The sequence below is a fragment of the Amycolatopsis silviterrae genome, from assembly GCF_042684085.1.
Taxonomy (GTDB): Bacteria; Actinomycetota; Actinomycetes; order Mycobacteriales; family Pseudonocardiaceae; genus Amycolatopsis; species Amycolatopsis silviterrae.
Genome location: NZ_JBHUKS010000012.1, coordinates 134,541 through 158,986, shown reverse-complemented (window position 1 = coordinate 158,986; position 24,446 = coordinate 134,541). Strand labels below are relative to the sequence as shown.

The following is a 24,446-nucleotide window of genomic DNA, read 5'->3' as shown; positions in this document are numbered from 1 at the left end:
CACCTCACTAGTAGTGCGTAACACCATGATGGGTGAGTATTGGAGGGCTTACAAAAGGCACTTTCAGGTGCGTCACGCCGGAAACAGGGTCGACCCCAGCGGCCGCTGCTCGTCGAAGCCGGGGAGGATCAGGAAGGTTCCGCTCGCGGTGGTGGTCGTGAACGGCAGCAGCGCGTCCGCGGTTTCCATGCTCGCCAGGGTGGCGGTGAACGTGTGCAGATCGTTCTGGAAGCTCATGAACAGCAGGCCGGGCGCGGGCGTGTCCATGCTGTAGCTGCGGCGCAGCATGAGCCCGGCCCCGACGACATTCGCGTGGGCGCGGCGGATGTGCGCGCCGGCCGGGACGAGGTAGCGGCCGTCCGGGGTTTTCGCGCCCAGATCCGGACCGTCCGCGATCACGCCGCCGGACAGCGGGATCCCGGTGTCGCGCCGGCGGCCGAAGACGGCTTCCTGCGCGGCGACCGGCAATGCGGCGAACCGGGTCACGTCCAGCGTCATCCGCCGCACGACGGCGATCGTGCCGCCCGCTACCGGAGCGGGGCCGGTGAGCCACAGGTCCCGTTGCTGCTCGGCGGGAGTGTGCGGGCCGATGATGCCGTCGACGAAGCCCAGCAGATTGCGCGGCGCGGTGAGTCCGTCTGCGACCGGCAGGTGCGGTCCACGTCCGGCGGACTGGCGCCAGCGCTCGCGTACTCCGGGCTGAGCCAGCAGTGCGGCCGCGGCGACCGGCGGGACGAGGGGGTCGCTCGCGCACAGCTGAAGGAGGAGATCTCCGCCGCGATCTGACGGTGCGATCGTTTCGTGGGCGGCCGGCGGGAGGTCCTTCGCACCGGGCAACTGCGGATCGCGGGACTGGACGAGGCGGGGTCCGATTCCGACGGTCACGGTCAGGTCGCCAGCGGGCAAGCCCAGCAGGCGGTCGTCGGTGCCCGCGGTCAACGTCCGGATGCGACGACCCAATTCGGCTAGCAGGAGGCCTGGCGCAACGGAAACATCCGCGACGACGACCAATAACTGCGATTGCGGCTGTTGCGGCAGGATGATCCCGGCTTGGTGGATGCCGGTGGGCGGGACCGGCGCGGGCTTCCTCTCCGGGGTGTCGGAGGCCGCGTGACAGCCAGCGGCGAGCCCGGCTGCCGCCCCGAGAAATGCGCGGCGGGAAGGGCGGCGCTCAGCGGAATTCACGACGGGCAGCGTGACAGATCCTGGCGCCACAGGCGAATCCGGCTCCGCGGAACCCCGGCAGGATGCTTGCCCAGACGCGACAGTGCGGTGTGGAGCCGCCCCCGCAGACGTCCGTGAGGGGAACCCTGAGGGACTCTGATTCCCTCAGGGTTCCCTTCACGGACCGCCGCCCGATCAAGCGCCCGGCCGACAATCACCCCAACGGAATCCGGCCCCCGTGCCAGACTGGGCGCATGCGTTTTCCCGCCATGGTGGCGATCCTGGTGCTGTCCGCGGCAGTGGTCAGCGGTTGTGGTTCTTCCTCCGCCGAAGGGCACCGGCCGGACGGGGCGGGCGTGACGATCCGCGTTCCCGCCGACGCGCCGACGATTTCCGCGGCCGTTTCCCTTGCCCAGCCGGGAGATCTCGTGCTCGTCGCGCCCGGCGAGTACCGCGAAACGGTGAAGCTCGCGACGCCGCGGGTCACGCTGCGCGGCGAAGTGCGGGAGCGGGTGGTCATCGACGGCCAGCTGAAGCGGGACAACGGGGTCGTCGTGTCCGCGCCGGCGGTCGCGGTGGAGAACCTGACCGTCCGGAACCACACGCAGAACGGCGTGCTCGTCACGGGTTCGGTGAAGGCCGCGGCGGGGCTGCCGGGGCGCGGCGGCGGGTACGACACCGGCGACGAGCCGATCCGGTTCCTCAGTTCCTTCCTGGTCTCGCACGTGACCGCCACCCGCAACGGCCTCTACGGAATCTATGCGTTTTCCGCGCAGAACGGCGTGATCGAGCAGTCGTACGCCTCGGGCGGCGCGGATTCCGGGATCTATGTCGGGCAGTGCAAACCGTGCCGGACGGTCGTGCGGGACAACGTCGCGGAACTCAACGCGGTCGGCTTCGAGGGCACGAACGCCAGCGGCGAGATGTACGTCGCGGGCAACCGGTTCAGCGGGAACCGGGTCGGGCTCACCGCCAACTCCGACCACCAGGAGAAGCTGCTGCCGCAGCAGGATTCCGTGCTCGCCGGCAATCTGGTCGCGGCCAACGGGCAGGCGGCGACGCCGGAGCAGGCCGACGGCGGCTGGGGCATCGGGATCGGCATCGACGGCGGCAGCGGCAACCAGGTGCTGCGCAACCGGATCGCCGGGAACCCGAACGCCGGGCTCGTGCTCACCGCGACCCAGGACGTGCCGCCGAAGGGCAACCAGATCGTCGGCGACGTCTTCGCGGCGAACGGCGTCGATGTGGGCTGGACCTTTCCTGGCGCGACGAAGGGCAGCGGAAACTGTCTCGGTTCCGGTGCAGCGCGCACGATTCCGGAGGGGTTGGCGACGAGCGCCGCTTGTCCCGCGACAGCGGCCGCTTCGCCCTCGGGAGCGTGGGCCGGGCCGAAGCCGCCTGCGGGCATTCCGTTCAGCGACGTCGCGGCACCGCCGCAGCAGCCCCAATTCCCCAACGCTCGCACAGCCGGGCCCACGGTCGTCCCGGCGGTGCCGGAGTTTCCGGACGTCGCGAAGATCCCGGTGCCGGCGGCCTCGCTGCTGGCGGATCGGGCGTCGGTCGCCGTTTCCTGAGGAATACGTCAGCGGTCCGGCGGCACCGCGATGAATTCGTGAGTGTCGAAGGTAATGACGACCGGATTCTTTTCTCCCGGGACCGTAGCCTGCACGCGGAGCATGAGGCCGTCCGCGTCGAGCCAGTACCGGACGGATTCCGCGCTTCCGGGGCGGTCCCGGGAATCCGGGCCGGCGAAAACGTCAACCGGACGCCCGTTCACCTGATCGGCCGCTATCCATGCGGCGCCGTTCTGCGGCAGCAATTGCGCGTTGTCCGGCCGGTCGCTGCCGAGCCCGAGCAGAATCGCCAATGCCCGGTCCAGTTCCCCCGCCGCCGGGTTGAGCGGACGGCCGAACCAGCCGTCCGCAGGCGGACGCGCGGGCGGCAACTCGGGGACGGCGGGCAGCGGGCGCAGCTCGACCCGCTGGGCGGTCCACCGGATCAGACCAGTGCCGGAGTCGTTGCGCCCCTTGCCTTTCACCACTCCGTAACCGGCCTTGGCGCGGTAATCGGCCGAACCGGTGATCACGAGTTCGCCCGCCGCGCCGGGCACGCTGATCGTCACCGCGCGGCCGCGCGCCTGGTAATTGCGGAATCGCGCGATGGCGAGACGGCTCGCCTCGTCCGCGGTCACCGCACGCGGGCCGGAATCGGCCGAACCGGCGGCAGAATACCAGAATATTCCCGCGCCGAGCGCGACGGCCACCGCCGCCGCGACTGCGATCCACCGGCGCGCGATCCGTTTGGCAGCCACAGCGAGTCACCGTAGCAGGGTTTTCGATTCACCCGTTCCGTTTATCCGCTTGCCGTATCCGGCAAGACCGTTTTCTGGTTCACTGTTACAGCTTTGCGGCACGCCGCGCGAATATTCCGCGCAGAGAACGGAGATCCCGCAGTCATGAACCGAGGTGGCAGAAGAACGAGCGGCAGATCCAGGCTGGCCCGGGTGGCCGCCGTCGCTTTCTTGCTGGGCGGCAGCGCGATGACGGTCACCGGCACGGCGGGCGCCGCCGAGGACGGCACGCTGACCGTTCAAGTGCTCCGCGATTTCTTCGGCACCGGCATCGTCAACGCCACGATGGACACGCCGCAGCCGGGAATGTCGGTGCTGGTCACCGACTCCGCCGGGCATCAGGTGCGCGGCCGGACGGACGCCGCCGGCAAGGTCGTGGTGGAGCCGGCCGCGCCGCTCGCCGGCGGGCGGTACCGCGTCGACGTCTCCGTTCCGGAGCCGTATCGCGCCTATTTGCAGGCCGCGCCCGCGTCGACGGAGAAAAACCACTTCGACAGTTTCACGACGTTCGTGGATCTGCGGGAGGACAAGGACGTCTCGGTCGTCACCGGCGTCTGGAATCCGGCCGACCACACGCCACCGGACGCCCGTTATTACGTGCCGGTGCAAAACCCGGCGGTGAACAGCGACGGCAGCGCGGCCGATCCGAACGACCGCGCGCTGGTCGCGTTCGACCGCGCGTTCCGCGGCACCTGCCCGGCCGACTCGAAGTGCCCGACCCCGCTGAACACCCAGGCACAGGTCGGCACCACGTGGGGACTGGCGTACGACAAGCACCGCGGCCGCATCTTCCAGTCGGCGTTCGCGAAACGGTTCACCGTCTACGGCCCCGAAGGCGGCGGAGCGATTTACACGACCCCGCTCGGCGGCGGCGCGCCCACGCTGTTCGCGAAGGTGCCGGACACCACGGTCACCGAGCACGGCGCCGTAGACATGCGCAAGGACGAGCACTTCGTCGACGTGCCCGGCAAGGAAAGCCTCGGCGGGATCGCGCTCACCGAGGACGGCAAGACGTTGTACGCGGTAGACCTCCGGAACCGGAGCCTGGTCAGCTTCGACGCCACCGGGTCCGCCGCGAAGCCGGACAAGACGGTGCCCATCCCCTCGCCGGAGTGCGCGGTGCCGAATGACTGGCGGCCGTTCGCGGTCGCCGCGCACGACGCGAAGCTGTACGTCGGCGGCATCTGCTCGGCGGAGAGCACGAAGCGGCGCGAGGATCTGAAGGCCGTGGTCTACACCTATGCCGGCGGGAAGTTCACGCCGGTGCTCGAGCACGGCCTCGACTTCCGCCGCGGCTACGTCATCACCGTGCCGGACCCGGACGACACCATGGATCATTGGAATCCCTGGGACACCTCCTTCTCCTCCTGGGACAAGTTCACCAGGAAGGGCCCGGGGATCAACCCGCAGCCGGAACTGGCGAGCCTGGCGTTCACCCGCGACGGCTCGATGATCCTCGGCTTCCGCGACCGGTTCATGGACGTCTTCGGCTCCGGCATCGACCCGCGGCCGGGCCGCACCGGCGTTGCGACCGGCATGTCCGGCGGCGACATCACGATGGCGTGCGCGGCTCCCGGCGGCGGATACGACTGGGAAGGCACCGGCATCTGCCCGAACCACGGCAAACCCGAGACGAACGGCCACGAAACGGCTGGCGTGGTCGAGTATTTCCCCGGCGACTTCTACGATCCGAGCCGGTCCGGCAACGGCGTGCACCAGGAGTCCGCGCAGGGTTCCGTGGCCTATATCCCGCAGCAGCAGTGGGTGATCAGCACCCAGATGGACCCGGCGCAGTACGTCAGCTCCGACGGCGTCGGCTACTACGACGTCAGCACCGGCATCGGGCCGGGGCAGGACAATCCGAAGCACGGGTACGCGTTCGTGGGCCCGGTCAACAGCTTCGGCAAGGCAGGCGGGCTCGGCGACATCGCCTACCAGGCGGCGAACGCCCCGATCCAGATCGGCAACCTGGTCTGGTTCGACGGCGACCACAACGGCGTCCAGGACCCGAACCGCACCGACGAGGTCCCGCTCGCGGAGGCGACGGTGCACCTGCTCGACCCCGACGGCAAGAAGGTCGCCACCACGCGCACCGACAAGGCGGGCGAGTACTACTTCGGCGGCGTCGGCGCCGAGTACCAGCTGAAGCCGGGCGAGAAGTACACCGTGCAGTTCGACGTCTGCACCGCGGCGACGGACAACGTGCCCGGGACGCCGCCGGCGGCCGATCTGCGGTTCACGCTCCCGGTCGCCGGTCCGGACCGGGCGCACGACTCGAACGTCGCACTTCCCAAGACCGGGCGGCTCTGCAACGGCTACGCGCCGGTGACCGCTCCGGCCGAGGCGGGCGGGGTCGACCACACCATCGACGCCGGCGTCTACCTTCCGCTGCCGCCGGGCCCGCCCACGACGTCCGCTCCCCCGCCGACGAGCCCGAACCCGATTCCCCCGGCGGCCCATCCGCCCGCCCCGGGCACGACGGACACGGATTCGCTGGCCTCGACCGGCATTCCGCTGCTGCCGATGCTGCTGATCCTCGGCGGAGCCTTGCTCGCCGGCGGCACGGCGTTCCTGATGGCGAGCCGGAGAAGGCGGTTCACGAAGCAGTGACGGCGGCCGGGGTCCGCACGCCTCGTGCGGACCTCGATCGGCGAACGCTGATTCGTCCATATAGGACGGCTTGGTCCATCCCGCGGCGGACGCGAGCGAAGACGGAAACCCCCGCCCGGCCAGAGCCGGACGGGGGTTTCCGCGCGAGTTTCTCAGGCCAGCGCGCGCAGCCGGGGCAGCACGTCCTCGGCGAACTGCGACAGGTAGCGCTCCTGGTCGTGGCCGGGGCCGTGGAAGACCAGGTGGTTCAGGCCCGCGTCGAGGTACGGCTTGATCTGCGCGACCGCCTCGTCCGGGTCGGACGCGACGATCCACCGCTTCGCGACCTGCTCGATCGGCAGCTCGTCGGCCAGCCGCTCCATCTCCTCCGCCGACGACACGGTGTGCTTCTGCTCCGCGCTCAGCGACAGCGGGGCCCAGAACCGGGTGTTGGCCAGCGCCTTCTCCGGATCCCGGTCGTACGACATCTTGATCTCGATCATCCGGTCCACCCCGGACGCATCGCGCTCAGCAGCGGCCGCGCCGTCCGCCATCGCCGGCATCAGCTTCTCGGTGTACAGCTCCATGCCCTTGCCGGACGTGCAGATCATCCCGTCCCCCGCGCGGCCCGCGTACTTCGCCACGACCGGGCCGCCCGCCGCGATGTACACCGGCACCGGACGCTCCGGCCGGTCGTAGATCTTCGCGTTGACCAGCTGGTAGTAGTCGCCCTCGAAGTCGACGCTGTCCTTGCTCCACAGCTCGCGCATGAGCCGCACCGACTCGCGCAGCCGCGCGAACCGCTCCTTGAACTCCGGCCACTCCCGGCCCGACACCGCGATCTCGTTCAGCGCCTCGCCGGTGCCCGCGCCGAGGATCACGCGGTCGCCCGACAGCAGCGCCATCGTCGCGAACGCCTGTGCGATCACCGCCGGGTTGTACCGGAACGTCGGCGTCAGCACGCTGGTCCCGATCAGCACCCGGCTGGTCCGCTCCGCCACCGCCGGCATCCACGCCAGGGCCCACGGCGCGTGCCCGCCCTCGTGCCGCCACGGCAGGAAGTGGTCCGACACCCACACCGAGTCCAGCCCCAGCTCCTCGGCCCGCACCGCGAACTCCACCAGCTCGCGAGGCCCGAACTGTTCCGCCGACGCCTTGTACCCGACCTTCAGCTCCACGATCGCCCTTCCCCGTCCGCATGAGCCACGCAGGTTTCCGTGGCACCGTCAACCGTACCCGGACGGACCTTGCGAAGACGGGTGTGCTGTCGATCACGGGGGGTCGTGAGTGGCGATCCCGGTTCTAACCGGCAACGCCACTCACGACGTCGCGTTCATCAACGCGAGCCCGGCGGCCTGGCAACCCGGCCCCTTCCCGACGCCGCCGGACCACGAACGCGAGTACTGGTCGAAGTCGTTGCGGGAGCGGGCATAGGCCGAATCCGCTTGCCGGGCCAGGAAGTCCCGGTACGGCGCGCCGGGCGTCGCGGCGTCCAGTTCGGACAGACCGCGGACGAGCCCGGCTTTGAAGTACGACCCGTCGTCGGTACAGCTGCTGCCCTCGCCGGGGTCATGGACGATGCCGTCGGCACCGGTGAAGAACGACCCGGTCCGCGTCGTCGCATCGGCGACCGAACGGGCGGTGTCGAGCAGGCTCTGGTCACCGGTCACCTTGGACAGTGCGGTGAGGCCGGAGACGAACACGCCCTGGTTGTAGGTGTAGCGCTGGCCGACCGCCGCGCAGCTGGTGCCGTCGACGCCGTCCACCACCAGGCCGTCGGACCCGATGAGCCTCTTGCCGCGGAACCAGTCCCAGCCTTGCTGGGCCCGCGTCCGGTAGGCGGCGTCGCCGGTGCGGTCCGCGATGGCGGCGTTGACCTGGATGTACAGGCTGTTGGAGATGGACGCCTTGTATGTCAGGCCTTCCTTCCAGCGGATGCCGCCGCCGCAGTCGCCGGTCCAGAAGGTCTGCATGTGGTCGGCATCGGCTTTCGCGGTGGCGAGGTAGCGCTGCTGGCCGGTGCGGTCGTAGGCGTCGAGCCACGCCATCGCCCACCAGCCGGTGTCGTCGGAGAACTCGTTGCGGAACTGGCCGCGGCCCGCGTTGACGTTTTTGTCGTACGTCGTGGCCATCGCGTAGTCGTAGCTGGCCATCCGGCTGACCGCGGCGTTGCGGATCACCGCGGCCAGCGACACCGCGGTCCCCCAGCCGCCGCCGTCGCGGAAGTAGCCGGTGCTGTTGTCGTAGAGCGCCATCATCGCGGTCGCCGCCGCCTGCGCGCGGTTCGCCGCGTTCCAGCGGGTACGAGCCCAAGGCGTGCAAGCGATCCGGCCGGTGTCGACCGCGCGGCCGCACGCGCGCAACGCGCCGACACCACGGTTGCTCCAGTCGTCGTTGTTGTACATCTGGGTACGCCAGCCGCCGACCCCGGACGGCGCGGTGGTGATGCCGAGCTGCGCGCCGCCGTCCCAGGTCGCGCCGCCGTCGAACGACCGGTCGAGCCACACCTGGTCGCCCGGGTGCGAGTGGTCGATGACCGCCCAGCCCATCGGATCGCCGTCGGCGAAGTGCAGCTGGAGGACCCGCCCGTCGAGCGGCGTGGTGACCGCGATCCGGTCGCTGGACGCCTGATCGGCCGCGCGGTCGTCGCAGTATTTGTTGCACACCACGAGGTTCGCGGCCGGCTGAGGTGTTTTCGCCTGGATCGGCGCCAGCGCCGACATCGTTGTCAAGACCGCCGTGAGCATGACCCGCACCGCTGCCTCCCCGCCCGTTTCCTGGAACGAAGATCCCCGCGCGGCGCGGTGCGGGTCAACGAATGACAAAGACCTGGCGCGCGAATACGCCGGATGCGCGGGGCTAGTGCGCCGTCAGGTCCGGGAGGTCGTCGAACTCCACGACCTGGCGGACCTCGACCTCGATCTCGTCGAACAGGTCCGCGTACTGCCGCGCGTACTCGACCGCCTGCGCCCGGTCCTCGGCATTGACCAGCGCGAACCCGCCGATGACCTCCTTGGCCTCGGTGAACGGCCCGTCCGTCGCGGCCGGGGTCGCGCCACGCGGCTTGCGGACGATCGCGCCCTTCGCCGACGGGTGCACGCCCTCGGCGGTGATCAGGATGCCGCGTTCGGTCCAGTCCTGGATGAACGCGCCCATTTTCTCCATGAACTCGGGGCTGGGGTTCCAGGCCTCGGGGACGCTTTCGTCAAGCCGGTGCATCATCAGGAAACGCATGACCGCTCCTCGGGTCGGGGCTGGTGCTGATCCCAGCCGCTCACATCCTCGTCGAACGGCCCCGCGCGGAATCGACACGGGTCAGCAACGATGCGACGGCGACCTTCGCGGCCGGGCCACCCACGCGGCAACGCCCGCGGCCAGCACCACGGACGTGACGGCGACGCCCGCGATCGGGCTGTTCATCAGTACGAGGCCGGTGAGGAACGCGGTCCCGGCCAGGAGGAGCAACGCCATCCGGAGCGTCGCCGCCCAGGCGACGACGAAATCCGCGGCGCGCGAGGCCCACGGTTCGCGGGTTTCGGGCTTGCGGTGGCGGCCGTGCTTGCGGCGGGCGAGCACCCTGTGCGCGGAGGCGAGCATCTCCTCCCGGGTGGCGACGCGACGGGGCGGGCGGGTGAAGAGATCCCAGTCGACTACGACGCGGACCCGGCTGGGGTGCTCTGGGTCGGGGTGGACGTCGGGGTGCTCTGGATCAGAGCGGGCGGGCTCTGCTGGGCGGCTCGGGTTAGCTGGTTCGGCTGCGTCGGCGGAGCGGCTCGGATCAGCTGATTCCGCCGCATCCGCCGAGCGGCCCCGCTCGGCTGACTCCGCCACCTCGGCTGAGCTGCCCGGCCCGGCTGACGCGGCCGCCTCGGCTGAGCGGCTCGGGCCAGCTGATTCCGCCACGTCGGCCGCTTCGTCCGCGACGGCTGCCCGGGGCGCGTCAGTTGCGTCGGATGCCGCCGCGTTGCTTGCGGCTTCGCCAGTCTTGGCAGCACCGGTCGAGGAAGCGGCTGTCGGCACAGCAGCGGTCGCGGTCGCATCGTCCGGCTCGGCGGGAGCGATTTCGCCGAGGTCGGCCACGCGCGGCGGCTGGATTGCCTCGCGTTCCAGTCCGTCCGCGGGCTCTCGCCGATGCGCCCGGACCAGCACCGCGCCCTCCTGCGACTCGGGCAGTGCGCCGGTCTGGCGCGGCTGCCCGGTGTGGCGCGGCTGGTCGGCGAGGCAGGGAACCACCGTCATGAGGTCGTCGTCCCTTTCTCTTCCGGCCGGCGGACCGGCTCCGACAGCTGTCCGGCCCCCGGCTGTCGTGCGGCGCGGGTCCCGGATGCGCTCATCCTGGCGAAGACGGTGCGTTACCGACCAGTTCTACTGGCAGTGTCGCGGTGAACGGTCCTCCCGCGTCGCCCAGCGGTTCGAGTGACGGTTTTCGCTACTCTTCGCGGTCACCGATTCGGGCGTCCCCGACCACGCTCCCGTCCTCTTGTCCAGACCTCTTGACACATCCGCGAACAGCGGCGAACCGGCGCTGACACGGGAATATGCACGTTCATCCGCACATTCACACCACCACGGGACGCAGCCGCGCCAAGCGAGGCCGCAGTGCGGTGATACACGGAGTGTCACGCCCGGACGAGTTATTGAGCAGTCAACCGTCACCCACATGAGTGACACGGAGAGTGATCACCAGGCGGAGGCGACAGTCGGCGAGAGCGCCCGAACGGACGCCTCCGTTCGGGGCAATGCCCACCGACGGGTGCATTTGAGAGGCAGCGCCGGTCCTTGCCGTCCTGGCGAGCCAGCGGCTACCGTCAAGAAGGCAAGCCTTACCTAATTGAATCGGAACCCACCATGCCGACCCTCCCCCAGCGCCGCACGCCCGAGAGCAGACGGCTGCTCCGGACCTCCGTTCTGCGCGCCGAACGGACCTCCCCGCATTTCGTGACCCTCACTGTCGGCGGAGAGGACCTCGAAGACTTCGCGCCGCTCGGGTTCGATCAATGGTGCCGGCTGTTCTTCCCGCGCGAGGGCCAGCCGGGGCTGCGCCTCCCCACCGCGTCGAGCAACCGCTGGCTCGCCCAGCACATGCTCATGAGCGCCGCGTCCCGGCCGTGGGTGCGGAACTACACGATCCGGGCGAGCAGGCCCGGGGAGGTCGACGTCGAGTTCGCGGTCCATGGCGACAGCGGGCCCGCGTCGCGGTTCGCGGAGAACGCCCGGCCCGGCGACGAGATCGGGATTCTCGACGAGGGCATCACCTTCCTGCCGCCGGACGGCGTGCGGCAGCTTCTTCTCGCCGACGAGAGCGCGATTCCGGCGGCGTTGGCCATCCTCGAATCGTCACCGGCGGATCTGCGGGCCACCGTGCTGCTGGAGGTCGGGTCGCGGGACGACGTCCGGAAGGTCGACGCGCCGCTCGGGGCCGACGTCCAGTGGCTGGTCCGCGAGGACGACCGGCTGCCAGGGCGGCTCGCGCTCGACGTCCTCGCCCAGCTCGATCTCTCCGATCCGCCAGGCTACACGTGGGTCGCGGGCGAGAGCGGGCTCGCGACCGGCGCGCGGCGGTTCCTCACGCGGGAGCGCGGGGTGCCGAAGCAGGCGATCGCGTTCCAGGGGTACTGGAAGCACGGGCGCGCGTCGCTGGGATGAGCCGTCAGAACAGCCGGCCCGCGTCCTGCGCTGGCGGCTCTTCGAGCTGCAGCAGGAACCGTTTCCGGTCGACGCCGCCCGCGTAGCCGGTCAGGCCGCCGCTGCCGCCGACCACCCGGTGGCACGGGACGACGATGCTCAGCGGATTCCAGCCGTTCGCGTTGCCGACCGCCTGTGCCGCGCCGGGTTCGCCCAGTTCGACGGCGAGGTCGCGGTAGGTGCGCGTCTCGCCGTAGGGGATGCGGGTCAGCAGGTGCCAGACGCGCTGTTCGAAGTCGGAGCCGCGCAGGTCCAGGTCGAGGTCGAAGGTCTGCCGCCGGCCGGTGAAGTACTCGCCGAGCTGGCGGGTCGCGTCGGCGAAGCCGTCGTCGGTGCGCGGGCCGAAGTCGGGGAAGCGCGGGGTCCGGCTGTGGCCGTCGAAGTAGACGGCGACCAGGGCGCTGCCGTCGGCGACCAGGGTGAGGTCGCCGACCGGGGATGCGGCGACGGTGTGCCGGAAAGCCATCTGTCCTCCGTGATCGGTGCCACGGAACGGTATCCGGACGCGCCGCGAGTGAGAGCATCGCCGTCCATGGACGACGGTTTCGACGACATCCCCACCACGACCCTCGCCGACCTGCTCGGCCGCGGCCAGGTGCTCGACTTCGGCGTGCGCCCCTTGTGGGGCCCGGTGCCGCGGATCGCCGGGCCCGCGTACCCGGTGCGCTGCCCTCCGGGCGACAACCTGATGCTGCACGCGGCGATCCACCGCGCACCGGCCGGAGCGGTGATCGTGGCGGAGTCCGGCGACGTCGACTACGCGCTGGCCGGCGGCAACGTCTGCGCGACCGCCCAGCGCCGCGGCATCGCGGGCTTCGTCCTGGACGGCGTGATCCGCGACCTGGCGGAGGTCCGCGAGGCGCGGTTCCCGGTGTTCGCGCGCGGCGTGATTCCCATTCCTGGCACGAAGTCCGCGGTGACGCCGCTGGGCGAGCCCGCTCGATGCGGCGGGGTGACGGTGCACGCCGGGGACGTCGTGGTGGCGGACGAGGAGGGCGTGGTCGTGGTGCCCGCGGCCGATGCCCCGCAGGTGCTGGCCGACGCGCGGGCGAAGCTGGCCAAGGAGGAGGCGCAGACGCTCGACGAGTGGGCGGAGGCGCACCGGGCCCGGGTGGACGCCGCGCTGGCGGCGGGCGGATTCACCGGCTGAGGTTCCCCAGGCCGGCGGCGGTTACTCCGGCTCGACCGTCCACAACGGACCCGCAGCCGCCAGCTCGGGGCCGGGTTCCGATTCGGGCGGAAGGGGTTCGGGATCGGGCAGCGGACGCTCCGGGGCCGGCGACTCCGGGTCGGGGTCCAGCGGGCCGGGCGTGACCGGCTCGGGCGGGGCGGGCGGCGCGGTCGAGCGGGGACGAAGCATCGAGGACTCCTTTCCGTCCCTGATGGGCTACCGCAGACCGGCGGCGGTGAAACATCCGTCCCCGTCCGCGCGAGGTCGGCTAGGGTCGAAGGCGGAGCCGACGACTGAGAAGAGGCGAGACGATGAGCGCGGACAAGCCCGGCGAGCAGCAGCCGCTCGACGCGGAGATCGTGGAGAGCCCCGGCACGCCGCCCGCCGCCCTGCCCGAACCCGACTACAGCGAGGGCGGCGCGCCGTCGTTCGACTTCGTGCGGGACCGGATCGAGAAGCGGTACAACACCTCGGTCGGCGCGCAGGAGCTCGCCGGGATCGGCGGTCCGGAGGATCTGCAGTCTCTGGACAAGAAGATCGCCGACCGCAAGGAGGCGGCGAAGGACAAGCTGGCCGAGATCCGGCGGTCGATGGGCAAGGAGTAGCGGCCTCGCCCGGCGGGACGCGTTCGGCTGTGCCCCGGCGGGTGCGTCTTCTGCCTGCGCCCTCGGCACCCGATCCCGCACACTCCGCCGCCGACGCGACCGGATGCCCGCACCAGCGCCCGCCGAAGCCTGAGTCCACAATGGACTCCCAAGGTCAATTCCGTGGCCGCCGCTGCGCCCGTTCTGGTTGAATCGCCCGTATGGCTACCACCGTGCGCGTTCCCGGCCTGGTGCTCACCGAGCACGAGTTCTCCGTCCCCCTCGACCATTCCCGTCCCGAAGGCGCGAAGATCACCGTCTTCGCCAGGGAGGTCGCCGATCCGGACGGGCTCGACCGGCCGTTTCTCGTGTACCTCCAAGGCGGGCCCGGGCACGAAGCGCCGCGGCCGTCGCTCGGGGTGCCGAGCTGGCTGCCGAGGGCGTTGCGGGAGTACCGGGTGCTGATGCTCGACCAGCGCGGCACCGGACGGTCCACCCCGGTCGGCACGTTGCCGGGCACGCCGGCCGAGCAGGCCGCGTACCTCACCCACTTCCGGGCGGACGCGATCGTTCGCGACGCGGAGTTCGTGCGGAAGCAGCTGGGCGTCGAGAAGTGGAGCGTGCTCGGGCAGTCGTTCGGCGGGTTCTGCACGCTCGCCTACCTTTCGCACGCGCCCGAAGGGCTGGCCGAGGCCTTCTTCACCGGCGGGCTGCCGCCGATCGCGCGGCATCCGGACGAGGTCTACACCGCGACGTTCGCGAACATGATCGAGCGCAACCGCCAGTACTACCTGCGTTATCCGGACGACCGCGCCCGGGTCGAGGCGCTGCTGCCGATGCTCGACGACGGGGCCGTCGTGCTGCCCGACGGCAGTCCGCTCACCGCGCGGCTGTTCCAGCAGCTCGGGTACGTCCTCGGGGCCAGCGGCGGCGAGGAAGCGCTGCACTACCTGATCGAACGCGACCCGAAGTCCCCCGCCTTCGCGCACGACGTCGCCAGCTCGCTGCCGTTCAGCGCGCGCAATCCGCTGTACTCGGTGATCCACGAGTCCTCCTACTCCGACGGGTTCTCCACCCGCTGGTCCGCCGAGCGCGTGCTGCCGGACGAGTTCCGCACCGACCGGACGCTGTTCACCGGCGAGCACGTGTTCCCCTGGCTCTTCGACGACTTCCACGGTCTCCAGCCGATGAAGGAGACCGCCGAACTGCTCGCCGCGCACGAGTGGCCGCGGCTGTACGACGCCGACGCGCTGCGCGAGTGCACGGTCCCGGCGGCGGCCGCGATCTACGCCAACGACATGTACGTCGAGCGAGTGTTTTCCGAGGAGACCGCGCGGCTGATCCCGACGCTGCGGCCGTGGATCACCAGCGAATACGAGCACAACGGCCTGCGCGCGTCGGGCGACCATGTGCTCGGCCGCCTGATCGACCTCGTGCGCGGCCGCGTCTGACGTGCCGTGAGGGGAACCCTGAGGGACTCTGATTCCCTCAGGGTTCCCCTCACGGACGGGCGAGGATCACCGCGCGGGCGGCCAGGTGCAGGGCCAGGCGTTCGTCGGGGCGGGACAGGTCGACGTGCAGCAGCTGCTCGATCCGGCTGATCCGCGCGGCGACCGTGTTGCGGTGGATCCCCAGCACGGTCGCGGTTTCCGCCAGCGAGGACTCGGCGTCGAGGTAGGCGGCGAGCGTGCGGATCAGGTCGCCGGGCACGTCGGCCAGCGGGGCGAGCAGGGCGCGGGCGGCGGGTTCGAAGGTGTCCGTCCGGGTCCATTCCAGCAGCAGCTGAGCCATCCCGAGCTGGTCGACGTGCAGGAAGTGCCCGGTCTCCGGGCGGGTCGCGGCGAGGCGGGCGGCGTCGGTGGCCTCGGCGACGGTCGCGGTGAGGCCGTCGGCGTGCGGGCGGCCGACGCCCAGGTGCGCGTCCAGGGTCCGGCGCAGGCTGCGGTGCACGGCGCGCAGCCGCGCGGACAGGGCGCGCACCCGTTCCGCGGTCGGTTCCTGGTCGAAGGTGACCCAGCCGGTCCAGCCCTCGCCGTGTTCGACGGTGACCGCCTCGACCGACTCGGCCCGCAACGCACGGACGACTTCCTGTGTGCGGGCGACGGTGTCGACGTCCGCGGGCACGCCGATGCGCAGGCCGACGTGCCAGCCGCCGAGCCGCCAGCCTGCATCAGCCGCACGGCGACGCAGGTCGGAACCCGGTTCGGTGTCTTGGCGCAGCAGGTCTCCCAGCAGCGCGGACCTCGAACGGGCGTCGCGTTCCAGCTCCAGGCGATGGGCGAGCAGCCAGCGCTGCAGCGCGCCAGCGGCGACGGCCAGTGTCGCGGCGACGACGTCCGCGCGCGGAGCCTTCGTGCCGGTCAGCTCGGCGGCCAGCCACACCGACGCGGCGGGATGCGCGAGCAGCACGCCATCCGGGAGCACCACCCGTTGCGGGACCGGCTCGTGGACGCGCACGCGGGCGGCCTCGGCGAGTTCACCGGCCAGCACCTCACCGCGGTCGTCGAGGACGGCGACGGGTGCGTCCAGGAGACGGCGCAGGACGGTCACGATCTCTTCCGGCGGACGCAGCCGCTCCCCCAGCGCCCGGTGCGCGGCCAGCACCGCCTCCGCGCGGTCGACGTCCGGGGCGGCCAGCGCGAGGCGGGCGTCCACGAGCAGATCGAGCGGGTCGGCGGACGTGACCAGCAGCGGCACCGAGAGCCGTTCGGCCAGAAGTCTTGACGCGGCAAGCGGTTCCGTTCCGGGAAGCAGGACTCCGGCGGCCCGGGCGTCCGCGCATCGGCGCAGGAGGGCATCGATCTGCCAGTCCGAGCCGAGCGGGCGGACCAGCACCACCAGCTCGCCGAGCGCGGGCGCGCCGGAAGCGTCCAACGCTGCCTTGACTGTCCGCAGTGGACGGTCCAAACCGGACTCGCCGGAGCACACCCGGACCGGACCGGCCCACGACGGCAGCGCGAGCAGCTGGCGAAGAATCACTGTGCCACCACCGGATCGCAGTCGATCCCGTACGCGCGCGGCTCCAGCAGCGGGCGACGGCGCGGGTCGGTCCAGAACGGGGACGCGGCGAGGCACACGACGTCCACCTCCACTCCGGCGCGGATCGTGTCGCACTGCAGCGGGACGCCGGTGCGGCGGTCGAGCACCGAGAGCACGTCCGGAGTGGACGCCACCGGCAGTCCGTCCCGCAGCGCCAGCAGATACTCGTTCTCCATTTCCAGCCGCAGCAACGCACCGTCGCGGTGGTCGGTCAGCGTCGCCGAACCGCGGCCGAAGCCTGGGTGCCCGTGCTGGCCGGGGCCGATGTGCCGGGACACCTCCAGCACCCGGCCGCGGGCGAGCACCTGGCCGCCCAGCGCGGTTTCCAGCGTCGCGAGGTCCGGGGCCTCCCCCGCCGCGAGCACGCGGGCGCCGAGGGCGAGCGCCTCGCTCGTCGTGCCGAGCACGGTGTGCCCGGCCAGTTCGCCGGCCGGGATCGGGGCGAGGGCGATCGCGGCCCAGCCGCCGGAGCTGGTGAGGAAGGCACGGACCCCGTTCTCGACCACCGAGTCGGCCGCGGCGGCCAGCACCACGACGCGGCCGCCGGGTTCGGCCATCGCCGCCGGAGCGACGCCCCGGCCGGTCGCGGCGACGGAGAACTGGTCGAGCCTTGGCAGCCCGCGCCCGGACAGGTCCGCGTCCACATAGGACAGCCCCAGCTCCTCGGCGACCACCAGCGGCAGCAGGCCGTTGAGCCCGCCGATCTCGATCGTCATCAGCGCCTGCGCGCGCTGCCCGGTCCAGCGCTCGATCGCGGCGATCGCCGAGGCGAACTCGTCGCCGCTGGGCAGTTTCTCGGCGAACGCGGCGGTCGCGCCGACGATCCCGGCCGGCACCACCAGGGTGTCCGGCGGCAGCTCGGAGACCCGGTGCACGACGGGCTCGCGGCCGGATTCGGTCAGCCGCCGCAGCAGCACCGCCGCGGTGACGGTGTCCCCGCCCCCGCCGGACCCGAGCAGCGCGACCCCGCGTTCGAGAGCGGGCACGTCCGCGGCGGTGATGCGCATGGCTGGTCAGCGTATCAGCGGAAGCTGTAACCGCCGTCCGGATAGAGCGTCGAGCCGGTGGTGTAAGTGCTGGTGAACAGGTACAGCACGGCATCGGCCACTTCGGACTCCCGGCCGACCCGGTGCAGCAGGGTGTCCGCGCGGTACTGCGCGAAACTCGCCTCCCGCGCGGCGGCCGGACGCCCGGCCCACAGGTTCCCGTCGATCGTGCCCGGCGACACCACGTTCACCCGGACCGGTGCCAGCTCCACCGCGAGCCCCCGGCCGAGGCCCTCGATCGCCGCGTTGCACGCCACGTACGCCGGAGCTGCGGCAGGCGGGCGCACGCTCGCCACACCGGACATCAGCACCACCGAAGCGTCGTCCGACAGCTTCGGCGCGGCGTGTTTCACCGCGTGGTACTGGCCCCAGAACTTGGTGACGAACGGGCTTTCCGCCTCCTCGTCGGACAGCGCGCGCATCGGGCCGACGGTGTAGGACGCGGCGGGCGTGAACAGGTGGTCGACCCGGTCCAGCGCGCCGAAGAACTCCGCCAACGATGCCTGGTCGGTGCTGTCCACCGCCTGCCAGGTCGCGGTCGGGCCCAGCTCCGCCGCGGCGGCCCGCAGCTTGTCGCCGGTCCGGCCGCCGAGGTGCACGAGCGCGCCGGCCGCGGTCGCGCGCCGGGCCACCTCCAGCCCGATCCCGGAACCGCCGCCGAGCACCACGACGACCCGGCCGTCGAGCGAAGTCACGAAGCCACCTCCACCGGGACGAACTCGTGCGCCAGCCCGAACGCCGCCGGGCCGAACGTGGCCAGCGCTTCCGGGGTGCGCATGAGCGGCGGCGTCGAGATCCCGACCACGGTGACCCGCTGGCCGTAGCGCAGCGTCTCGGTGGTGATCGGCTCGGCGGACTCCGCCTCCAGCACGCAGATCAGGTCGGGGACGAGGCAGCGCACGTCGCCGTCGACGAGCGCCACCAGGTTTTCGTTCTGGAACAGGATTTCCAGCTTGTGCTCGCCGTCGAAGGACACCACGGCGGCGCGGCCGCGGGCGAACCCTTCCTCGGTCCGGCGTTCCACATCGGACACTTTGCCGCGGAACAGCACGCGCAGATGCGAGTACAACGTGTCGCTGAGCGCCTTCGCCAGCGCGGCCACCGGGTCGGCATTCGCTTCGCGGGCAAGGCGGATCGCCCGGCCGACGCTCAGCGCGAGCGACAACGTCCGCGGCACCGCCGTGCGTTTCACGTCCGCGCCGCTCATCGAGTACTCGGCGATGTGCGCGACGCCGCCGAGCCGGATGGTGATCCCGCGCGCGAGCCATTCCATCCGCTGGTTGTCGGCGCCGGTGTCGATCACCGTGGTTTCGCCGCGCTCCCCGGCGATCCCCATCGGCGAACCGGGGACGCCGTACACGCCGAACGTCTCCATCTGCAGTTCCGGGAACGCCCGGCCCATGCCGTCGGCGTCGACCACCGGCAGCCCGAGCCGCGCGCCGACGACCAGCGGGATCATCGAGTTGATCCCGCCGCATTCGATCGGCATCGTCGCGTCGGCCTTCGCGCCGAGGCGTTTTTCCAGCGCCCGCAAGGCAAGCTCGGGTTCGGCGCCGTTCGGGAGCTTCTCGTGCACGACGGTCGGCGCGCCCATCTGCGCGGTCGGGATCACGAGCGCGTCGTCGTCCAGGTCGTCCGGGTCGAGCACGGTGACGGGGCCGTGCTCGCGGATCGCCTCGCGCACCAGCAGCCGCCCGACATACGGGTCGCCGCCGCCACCGGTGCCGAGGACGGCCGCGCCCCGGGCGAGGTCTTCGAGGTGGTCTTCGGTCAGTGTCCAGCTCATCCGGCGACCCCGATCGGGTCGAGGTCATAGCCGAAGTACCGCGGACCGGCCAGCGCGATGCCTTCCGGAGTGTGCCAGCGCGGGTCGGCCGGGGCCGCGATCACCGTCACCCGCTGGCCGTAGCGCAGGCCTTCGGTGGTGACGGCCTCGCCGGACTCGCGGTCGAGGGTGCAGATGAGGTCCGGCACCGAAGCACGCACCTCGCCGTCGACCTCGGCGACCAGGTGCTCGTTCTGGAAGCGCAGCAGCATTTCCGACCCGGTGTCACCGTCCATTCCAGACAGTCGTGCCTCGCCGCGGGCGAAGCCGGTGACGGTGCGGCGGGCGACGTCGACGACCTTGCCGCTGAACAGCGTCCGGCCGCGCAGCCGCGCCACGACGCGCTCCACCGGGTTCTCGTGCGCCTCGCGCGCCTGCCGCACCAGCGCGCCGAGTTCCGCGCACAGGGTCAGCGTGCCGGGCACCATCGATTCGCGGGCCTGCGCGCCGGACATCGCGTAGTTGCTGATCATCGCCGAGCAGCCCATGTCGATGGTCGCCGAACGGGCCAGCCGCTCCGCCCAGTGATTGTCCACAGTGTCCAGTACGCCGCGGTTGCCCTTCTCGTCCGCGATGGACATCGGGGTCGCGCGGATGCCGTACAGCGTCGGCAAAACCATCTGCAGTTCCGGGAACGCGCGGCCCATGCCGTCCGCGTCCACCAGCGGCAGGCCGAGCTGCGCCGCCGCGACGACGGGGATCAGCGAGTTCACGCCGCCCGCTTCGGCGCACGCGATGTGCGTCAGTTCCTTGCCGAGGTAGGTGGCCAGCGTCCGGGCGGCGAGCCCGACCTGTTCGGCGGACGGCAGCTTCTCCACCATCACGGTCGGCGCGCCCATCATCGCGACCGGCAGCACCACCGCGTCGTCGTCCAATTCGGACAGCTGCACCAGCGGCACCGAACCGTGCTCGCGGACCGCGGAGAGCGCCAGCAGGCGGCCGATGTACGGGTCTCCCCCGCCGCCGGTGCCGAGGATCGCCGCGCCGCGGGCGATGTCGTCCAGATCGTTCGCAGTGATCTCAGCCATCGTTCAGGCCCCCAGCTGCAGGTCGCCGACCGCCTTGACCCGGATCCGGGTGGCGTTGCCGGGCAGGTACGGGATCGGCACCTCGTCGAAGTCGACGATGCCGACGGACGCCGGGCTCGCCCCGGCCGCCACCGCGCGGTCGACCGCCTCCTGCTTCGCCTCGTCCACCACGGCTTCGCGGCGGCCGGGCTCGATCACGTACACCCGGTCGACCTCGCCGCCGATCTGCGCGATCGCCGCGCCGATCGCGTTGGCCACCGCGTAGTGGTCCGGACGGCGGACCTCGCCGGAGCCGGCGAGTTCGTCCGGCAGCAGCACCGAACCGCCGCCGACCGCGACCACCGGAAGCGGCTCGGACGACGTGCGCATCCGGTCCACGACGTCGGAAACGTCCGCCGCGATCCGGTCCAGCGCCGCCTTCACGAAGTCCCGGTCGAGGTGCGCGACCAGCGCCGGGTCGCCGATCTCGGCCCGCCCGGCGGCGACCGCGATGTCCGTGGCGGTCAAGGTGTCTCCGCCGAACACGAGCGCCTTCGAGGTCAGCTCGTAGCCGACGGAATCCGGTCCGACGGTCACGCCGGACGCGTCGCCGCGCACCCGGCTGCCGCCGCCGATGCCGATCGAAAGGACGTCCGGCATCCGGAAGTTCGTGCGGATCCCGGCCACGCTCACGTCCGTGGTCGCCTCGCGCGGGAAGCCCTGCCGCAGCACGCCGACGTCGCTGGTGGTGCCGCCGACGTCCACCACCGCACACGTGTCCAAACCGGACAGCACCGCGGCGCCGCGCATCGAGTTCGTCGGGCCGGACGCGAAGGTCGCCACCGGGTAGCGGCGGGCGAAGTCGACGTCCATCAGCGTGCCGTCGTTCTGGCTCAGGTACAGCGGCGCGGTGATGCCCGCACCGGTCACCGACGCGGCCAGGCCGTCCACGATGTGCGCCGCCAGCTCGCGCAGCGCGGCGTTGATGACAGTCGCGTTTTCCCGCTCCAGCAAGCCGATCCGGCCGATTTCGTGGGACAGCGAGATCGCGACGCCCGGCAGCTGCGCACCGATGATCTCCGCCGCCCGCGCCTCGAACTCCGCGTTCACCGGCGAGAACACCGACGTGATGGCGACGCTGCGGACCCCGGCCTCGCCCATGTCCTCGGCGGCCTTGCGCAGTTCGCTCTCGTCCAGTTCGGCGATGTGCCGCCCGTCGAACTCGTGGCCGCCGTGCACCAGGTAGCTGCGCCCGGACACCGCGTCGACCAGCCGCTGCGGCCAGTCGACCATCGGCGGCAGCGACGCGCCGGCGGGCAGGCTGAGCCGCACCGCCGCGGTCGGGGCCAGCCGGTGCGCCTCGACGAGCGCGTTGATGAAGTGCGTGGTGCCGATCATGACCGCCCGCACCGCGGCCGGGTCGAACGCCCGCTGCCGCTGCAGCCCGTCGATCGCGGCGACGATGCCCGAGGTGACGTCCTCGGTGGTGCTGGTCTTGATCGAGGCGAGCACCTCGCGGCCGTCCAGCAGGACCGCGTCGGTGTTGGTGCCGCCGACGTCGATGCCGATGCGCACGAAAACTCCTTTCGGGGTAACGGAATCAGGCGGCCGGGGCCGGTTCGGCGTCCGCGGTGGCACTCTTGCCCACCCCGCGAACCAGCCCGAGCTTCCCGGCGACCACATACAGAACGAAAGCCACGACGAGCGAGTTGATGCTGGGCAGACCCCATTCGACGAACTCGCCGAACAGCGCCGCAGCGACCCAGACGACGATCGTCGCGGGCACCCACACCGGCGCCTCCGACGGCACCGCGCCGAGGGCCCTCGCCTCCGCCAGTTCGCCGCGCCACTGCTTCACCACGAAGTACTCGGCGACCATGATCCCGGCGATGGGCGGGAACGCGACCCCGAGCACGGTCAGGAAATCGGTGAACTTCGACAGGATTCCGGCCGCCGCGAGCACGCTCCCCACCACGCCGAGCACGGCGGTGACCAGGCCGCGGTGCGCCCGTTTCCCGGACACCGTGCCGATGAAGTTCACGACGCCGAGCCCGGAGCTGTACAGGTTCCAGTCGTTGATCTTCATCGTGCCGGCGATGACGATCAGCAGCCCGACCCAGCCGACCGACGACGTGACGATGGTGGTGATCTGCTCCGTGCCGACCGCGTGCGCGAGCAGCACGCCGGCCAGGCCGATCACGTACTCGCCGAGGGTGACGCCGACGAGCGTCTGCTTGACGACGTCGCCGGTGGTGCGGTTGAACCGGGTCATGTCCGGCGTGATCACCGCGCCGACGATGAACCCGCCCGCGACCAGCGTCGTGCCCTGCAGCAGGCTCAGCTGCGGGCCCGGCGGCGCGGACGCCACGAGGTCGCCGAGGTCGTGCCGGGTCAGCTCGGAGATCACCGACCAGCCCACCAGGATCAGGAACGCGGGCACCATCAGGTAAGCCGTCCACGCCATCGAGTGGAAGCCGCGCACCACGATCGCGGTCACCACCAGGCCGAACACGAGCGCCCATCCCCATTCCGGCAGACCGCCGACCAGCGCGGCGAGGCCTTGCGCGGACACCGCGGACTGGATGCCGAACCACCCGATCAGGCTGATCCCGATGGCCAGCCCGATGAGCGCGGAGCCGCCGCGGCCGAAGCCGGTCCAGCGCGCGATCATCGACGTGGTCAGTCCCTCGCGGACGCCGATCACGCCGACGAGGATCGTGATCAGCTCGAGGATGACCGAGCCGAGCGTGAACGCCAGCACGGCGTTCCAGAAGCTCATCCCGAAGCCGATCGTGGCGCCGAGCAGGAACTGCGACAGCGCGGAAACCTGGCCGAACCGCTGCACAGCGACCGACCACCACGAGTAGCGGGCGGAATCGGGCACCCTGGTCAGCGCGTAGTCGTCGACACCGACAGCCGAGGCCATGGCGACTCCTCATCAGGGAGGGGAACGGTTCCCAGCACGGTAAGCAGCAGCTCCGGCAAGGTCACCGTGCGATCTGCACAGCCTGGGTAGTCCGACTGTGCGAATCGCACTTTTACCCGACCAAGGCGTGGACAGCCTCGTACGCGAACGCTGCCGCGCCGACCCCCGCCGCGATGCTGACCACGACGTTCGCCGCCGCGGCGAAGTAGGAGCGGCGCTCGGCCAGCCGGACGGTTTCGTAGCTGAACGTGCTGTACGTCGTCAGCGCACCGCAGAATCCGGTGCCGAGCAGCGAGTAGACGGCGGCGGGCAGCGCGGTCCCGGCACCGGCGAGCCCGCCGAGCAGGACGCAGCCGAGCAGGTTGACGGTGAACGTGCCCCACGGGAACAGGCTCTGGTGCCGGGACTGGACGGCCCGGTCCGCGAGGTACCGCATCGGTGCGCCGACCGCGGCGCCCAGGAAAACGAGAAGCACGGTCATCAGGCAGCCACCTTCGCCGGGACCAGCTTGCGGGTGACCGCGTGTCCCAGCAGGACGGCGAGCAGCGCGGCGATGAGTGTTCCACCGAGGTAGCCGAACGCGAGCGGCACAGTGTCGGGCTGAAGGAGGTTGCGCGCTTCGACCGCGTACGTGGAGAACGTGGTGAAGCCGCCGAGGACGCCGACGCCCAGGAATGGCCGCACCAGCCGGTGTGCCGACCACGCCTCGGTGACCAGCACCATCAGCACGCCGATGAGGAAACAGCCGGCGATGTTCGTCCAGAAGGTCGCCCAGGGAAAGCCGCCTGGCTCGGCGGGAAGGGCCTGCGCGAGGCCGTAGCGGGCCAGCGCGCCGAGCCCGCCGCCGAGCGCGATCACGCCGAGCACCGACACGTGGTGCCGGACGAGTTCGCGTTGCTGCACGGGATCCCGGAGGTCGACGTCGGGGTCGAGGGGTTCTTCGGGCACAGTCTTCTCCTACTCCACGGACACGGGGTCACGGTTCGAGTAGGGACTGTTGGCGGCCTCGGCCGCGGTTGTCCGGGAGATTCCCGGAGCGGCGAGCCCCACCGCCGCGCGT

General features: G+C 71.3%; 23 protein-coding genes. 6 read left to right on the top strand and 17 right to left on the bottom strand.

Translation table 11 applies throughout. The features are described 5' to 3' along the window. Positions 1–72: 72 nt before the first annotated feature. Positions 73–1,185 (bottom strand): Dyp-type peroxidase, encoded by a 1,113-nt coding sequence (locus ACFSVL_RS18170; protein WP_378305604.1) that lies wholly within the window; start codon positions 1,183–1,185, stop codon positions 73–75. A 233-nt stretch (positions 1,186–1,418) separates the two neighbouring features. Here ACFSVL_RS18170 and ACFSVL_RS18165 point away from each other — a divergent pair, with 233 nt between their 5' ends. Beyond that, positions 1,419–2,738 (top strand): right-handed parallel beta-helix repeat-containing protein, encoded by a 1,320-nt coding sequence (locus tag ACFSVL_RS18165; RefSeq protein WP_378305602.1) that lies wholly within the window; start codon positions 1,419–1,421, stop codon positions 2,736–2,738. Positions 2,739–2,746: 8 nt separating this feature from the next. On the opposite strand, the gene ACFSVL_RS18160 is transcribed toward ACFSVL_RS18165, so the two are convergent. After that, complete coding sequence (locus ACFSVL_RS18160) at positions 2,747–3,475, bottom strand: hypothetical protein (RefSeq protein WP_378305600.1); 729 nt, start codon at positions 3,473–3,475, stop codon at positions 2,747–2,749. Positions 3,476–3,667: 192 nt separating this feature from the next. Between ACFSVL_RS18160 and ACFSVL_RS18155 the strand changes: the two genes are divergently transcribed. After that, positions 3,668–6,124: an SdrD B-like domain-containing protein gene (locus tag ACFSVL_RS18155; RefSeq protein WP_378305599.1), complete on the top strand. Its 2,457-nt coding sequence runs from the start codon at positions 3,668–3,670 to the stop codon at positions 6,122–6,124. A gap of 152 nt (positions 6,125–6,276) precedes the next feature. On the opposite strand, the gene fgd is transcribed toward ACFSVL_RS18155, so the two are convergent. The 4 genes from fgd to ACFSVL_RS18135 all read right to left on the bottom strand — a co-directional run bounded on the left by fgd (position 6,277) and on the right by ACFSVL_RS18135 (position 10,342). Continuing rightward, positions 6,277–7,281 carry a glucose-6-phosphate dehydrogenase (coenzyme-F420) gene (fgd, locus tag ACFSVL_RS18150; RefSeq protein WP_378305597.1) on the bottom strand — a complete coding sequence of 335 codons (1,005 nt, stop codon included), beginning with the start codon at positions 7,279–7,281 and terminating at the stop codon, positions 6,277–6,279. Between the two features lie 141 nt (positions 7,282–7,422). Beyond that, positions 7,423–8,850 (bottom strand): glycoside hydrolase family 76 protein, encoded by a 1,428-nt coding sequence (locus tag ACFSVL_RS18145; protein ID WP_378305596.1) that lies wholly within the window; start codon positions 8,848–8,850, stop codon positions 7,423–7,425. A 112-nt stretch (positions 8,851–8,962) separates the two neighbouring features. Next, positions 8,963–9,337, bottom strand: coding sequence for a YciI family protein (locus ACFSVL_RS18140; RefSeq protein ID WP_378305594.1), 375 nt, complete (start codon positions 9,335–9,337; stop codon positions 8,963–8,965). Between the two features lie 81 nt (positions 9,338–9,418). Further along, complete coding sequence (locus tag ACFSVL_RS18135; protein WP_378305592.1) at positions 9,419–10,342, bottom strand: hypothetical protein; 924 nt, start codon at positions 10,340–10,342, stop codon at positions 9,419–9,421. A 609-nt stretch (positions 10,343–10,951) separates the two neighbouring features. Between ACFSVL_RS18135 and ACFSVL_RS18130 the strand changes: the two genes are divergently transcribed. Beyond that, entirely contained in the window at positions 10,952–11,749 is a 798-nt protein-coding gene (locus ACFSVL_RS18130) for a siderophore-interacting protein (protein ID WP_378305591.1), read from the top strand. Positions 11,750–11,753: 4 nt separating this feature from the next. Here the strand turns inward: ACFSVL_RS18130 and ACFSVL_RS18125 are convergent, their stop codons facing one another. Beyond that, complete coding sequence (locus ACFSVL_RS18125; RefSeq protein WP_378305589.1) at positions 11,754–12,254, bottom strand: methylated-DNA--[protein]-cysteine S-methyltransferase; 501 nt, start codon at positions 12,252–12,254, stop codon at positions 11,754–11,756. 66 nt (positions 12,255–12,320) lie between these two features. Between ACFSVL_RS18125 and ACFSVL_RS18120 the strand changes: the two genes are divergently transcribed. Then, positions 12,321–12,938 (top strand): RraA family protein, encoded by a 618-nt coding sequence (locus ACFSVL_RS18120; protein ID WP_378305587.1) that lies wholly within the window; start codon positions 12,321–12,323, stop codon positions 12,936–12,938. A gap of 21 nt (positions 12,939–12,959) precedes the next feature. On the opposite strand, the gene ACFSVL_RS18115 is transcribed toward ACFSVL_RS18120, so the two are convergent. After that, positions 12,960–13,148, bottom strand: a complete 189-nt coding sequence (locus ACFSVL_RS18115; RefSeq protein ID WP_378305585.1) for a hypothetical protein — start codon at positions 13,146–13,148, stop codon at positions 12,960–12,962. Positions 13,149–13,270: 122 nt separating this feature from the next. On the opposite strand from ACFSVL_RS18115, the gene ACFSVL_RS18110 reads away from it, so the two are divergent. Together ACFSVL_RS18110 and ACFSVL_RS18105 are read left to right on the top strand one after the other, a co-directional pair. Further along, positions 13,271–13,564: a hypothetical protein gene (locus ACFSVL_RS18110; protein WP_378305584.1), complete on the top strand. Its 294-nt coding sequence runs from the start codon at positions 13,271–13,273 to the stop codon at positions 13,562–13,564. A gap of 200 nt (positions 13,565–13,764) precedes the next feature. Continuing rightward, on the top strand, positions 13,765–14,994 hold the full coding sequence (locus ACFSVL_RS18105; protein ID WP_378305582.1) for an alpha/beta fold hydrolase: 1,230 nt from the start codon (positions 13,765–13,767) through the stop codon (positions 14,992–14,994). A 49-nt stretch (positions 14,995–15,043) separates the two neighbouring features. Here the strand turns inward: ACFSVL_RS18105 and ACFSVL_RS18100 are convergent, their stop codons facing one another. The 9 genes from ACFSVL_RS18100 to crcB (ACFSVL_RS18060) all read right to left on the bottom strand — a co-directional run bounded on the left by ACFSVL_RS18100 (position 15,044) and on the right by crcB (ACFSVL_RS18060) (position 24,334). Further along, entirely contained in the window at positions 15,044–16,522 is a 1,479-nt protein-coding gene (locus ACFSVL_RS18100; protein ID WP_378305580.1) for a PucR family transcriptional regulator, read from the bottom strand. Further along, positions 16,519–17,589 (bottom strand): DUF917 domain-containing protein, encoded by a 1,071-nt coding sequence (locus tag ACFSVL_RS18095; protein WP_378305579.1) that lies wholly within the window; start codon positions 17,587–17,589, stop codon positions 16,519–16,521. Before ACFSVL_RS18095 ends, ACFSVL_RS18100 begins: the two co-directional genes overlap by 4 nt. Positions 17,590–17,603: 14 nt before the next feature. Then, positions 17,604–18,323, bottom strand: coding sequence for an SDR family oxidoreductase (locus ACFSVL_RS18090; protein WP_378305577.1), 720 nt, complete (start codon positions 18,321–18,323; stop codon positions 17,604–17,606). After that, positions 18,320–19,414 carry a DUF917 domain-containing protein gene (locus ACFSVL_RS18085; RefSeq protein WP_378305575.1) on the bottom strand — a complete coding sequence of 365 codons (1,095 nt, stop codon included), beginning with the start codon at positions 19,412–19,414 and terminating at the stop codon, positions 18,320–18,322. The genes ACFSVL_RS18090 and ACFSVL_RS18085 overlap by 4 nt, the downstream gene beginning before the upstream one ends. Beyond that, complete coding sequence (locus ACFSVL_RS18080) at positions 19,411–20,481, bottom strand: DUF917 domain-containing protein (RefSeq protein WP_378305573.1); 1,071 nt, start codon at positions 20,479–20,481, stop codon at positions 19,411–19,413. The genes ACFSVL_RS18085 and ACFSVL_RS18080 overlap by 4 nt, the downstream gene beginning before the upstream one ends. A gap of 3 nt (positions 20,482–20,484) precedes the next feature. Continuing rightward, positions 20,485–22,035 carry a hydantoinase/oxoprolinase N-terminal domain-containing protein gene (locus ACFSVL_RS18075; protein WP_378305571.1) on the bottom strand — a complete coding sequence of 517 codons (1,551 nt, stop codon included), beginning with the start codon at positions 22,033–22,035 and terminating at the stop codon, positions 20,485–20,487. 25 nt (positions 22,036–22,060) lie between these two features. Continuing rightward, positions 22,061–23,386, bottom strand: a complete 1,326-nt coding sequence (locus ACFSVL_RS18070) for a purine-cytosine permease family protein (protein ID WP_378305569.1) — start codon at positions 23,384–23,386, stop codon at positions 22,061–22,063. A gap of 112 nt (positions 23,387–23,498) precedes the next feature. Then, a complete protein-coding gene (gene crcB, locus ACFSVL_RS18065) occupies positions 23,499–23,867 on the bottom strand; it encodes a fluoride efflux transporter CrcB (RefSeq protein ID WP_378305567.1) in 369 nt (122 codons plus the stop codon). Further along, the gene (gene crcB / locus ACFSVL_RS18060; RefSeq protein ID WP_378305565.1) at positions 23,867–24,334 is read right to left on the bottom strand and encodes a fluoride efflux transporter CrcB; all 468 of its coding nucleotides are present in this window, start codon (positions 24,332–24,334) and stop codon (positions 23,867–23,869) included. Before crcB (ACFSVL_RS18060) ends, crcB (ACFSVL_RS18065) begins: the two co-directional genes overlap by 1 nt. Positions 24,335–24,446 lie beyond the last annotated feature (112 nt).

Excerpts from the sequence above, each read along its gene's own strand:
- ACFSVL_RS18165 (WP_378305602.1), top strand. The coding sequence starts at position 1,419 with ATGCGTTTTCCCGCCATGGTGGCGATCCTGGTGCTGTCCGCGGCAGTG.
- ACFSVL_RS18145 (WP_378305596.1), bottom strand. The coding sequence starts at position 8,850 with ATGCTCACGGCGGTCTTGACAACGATGTCGGCGCTGGCGCCGATCCAG.
- ACFSVL_RS18140 (WP_378305594.1), bottom strand. The coding sequence starts at position 9,337 with ATGCGTTTCCTGATGATGCACCGGCTTGACGAAAGCGTCCCCGAGGCC.
- ACFSVL_RS18135 (WP_378305592.1), bottom strand. The coding sequence starts at position 10,342 with ATGACGGTGGTTCCCTGCCTCGCCGACCAGCCGCGCCACACCGGGCAG.
- ACFSVL_RS18130 (WP_378305591.1), top strand. The coding sequence starts at position 10,952 with ATGCCGACCCTCCCCCAGCGCCGCACGCCCGAGAGCAGACGGCTGCTC.
- ACFSVL_RS18125 (WP_378305589.1), bottom strand. The coding sequence starts at position 12,254 with ATGGCTTTCCGGCACACCGTCGCCGCATCCCCGGTCGGCGACCTCACC.
- ACFSVL_RS18120 (WP_378305587.1), top strand. The coding sequence starts at position 12,321 with ATGGACGACGGTTTCGACGACATCCCCACCACGACCCTCGCCGACCTG.
- ACFSVL_RS18115 (WP_378305585.1), bottom strand. The coding sequence starts at position 13,148 with ATGCTTCGTCCCCGCTCGACCGCGCCGCCCGCCCCGCCCGAGCCGGTC.
- ACFSVL_RS18110 (WP_378305584.1), top strand. The coding sequence starts at position 13,271 with ATGAGCGCGGACAAGCCCGGCGAGCAGCAGCCGCTCGACGCGGAGATC.
- ACFSVL_RS18105 (WP_378305582.1), top strand. The coding sequence starts at position 13,765 with ATGGCTACCACCGTGCGCGTTCCCGGCCTGGTGCTCACCGAGCACGAG.
- ACFSVL_RS18095 (WP_378305579.1), bottom strand. The coding sequence starts at position 17,589 with ATGCGCATCACCGCCGCGGACGTGCCCGCTCTCGAACGCGGGGTCGCG.
- ACFSVL_RS18085 (WP_378305575.1), bottom strand. The coding sequence starts at position 19,414 with ATGAGCTGGACACTGACCGAAGACCACCTCGAAGACCTCGCCCGGGGC.
- ACFSVL_RS18080 (WP_378305573.1), bottom strand. The coding sequence starts at position 20,481 with ATGGCTGAGATCACTGCGAACGATCTGGACGACATCGCCCGCGGCGCG.
- ACFSVL_RS18070 (WP_378305569.1), bottom strand. The coding sequence starts at position 23,386 with ATGGCCTCGGCTGTCGGTGTCGACGACTACGCGCTGACCAGGGTGCCC.
- crcB (WP_378305567.1), bottom strand. The coding sequence starts at position 23,867 with ATGACCGTGCTTCTCGTTTTCCTGGGCGCCGCGGTCGGCGCACCGATG.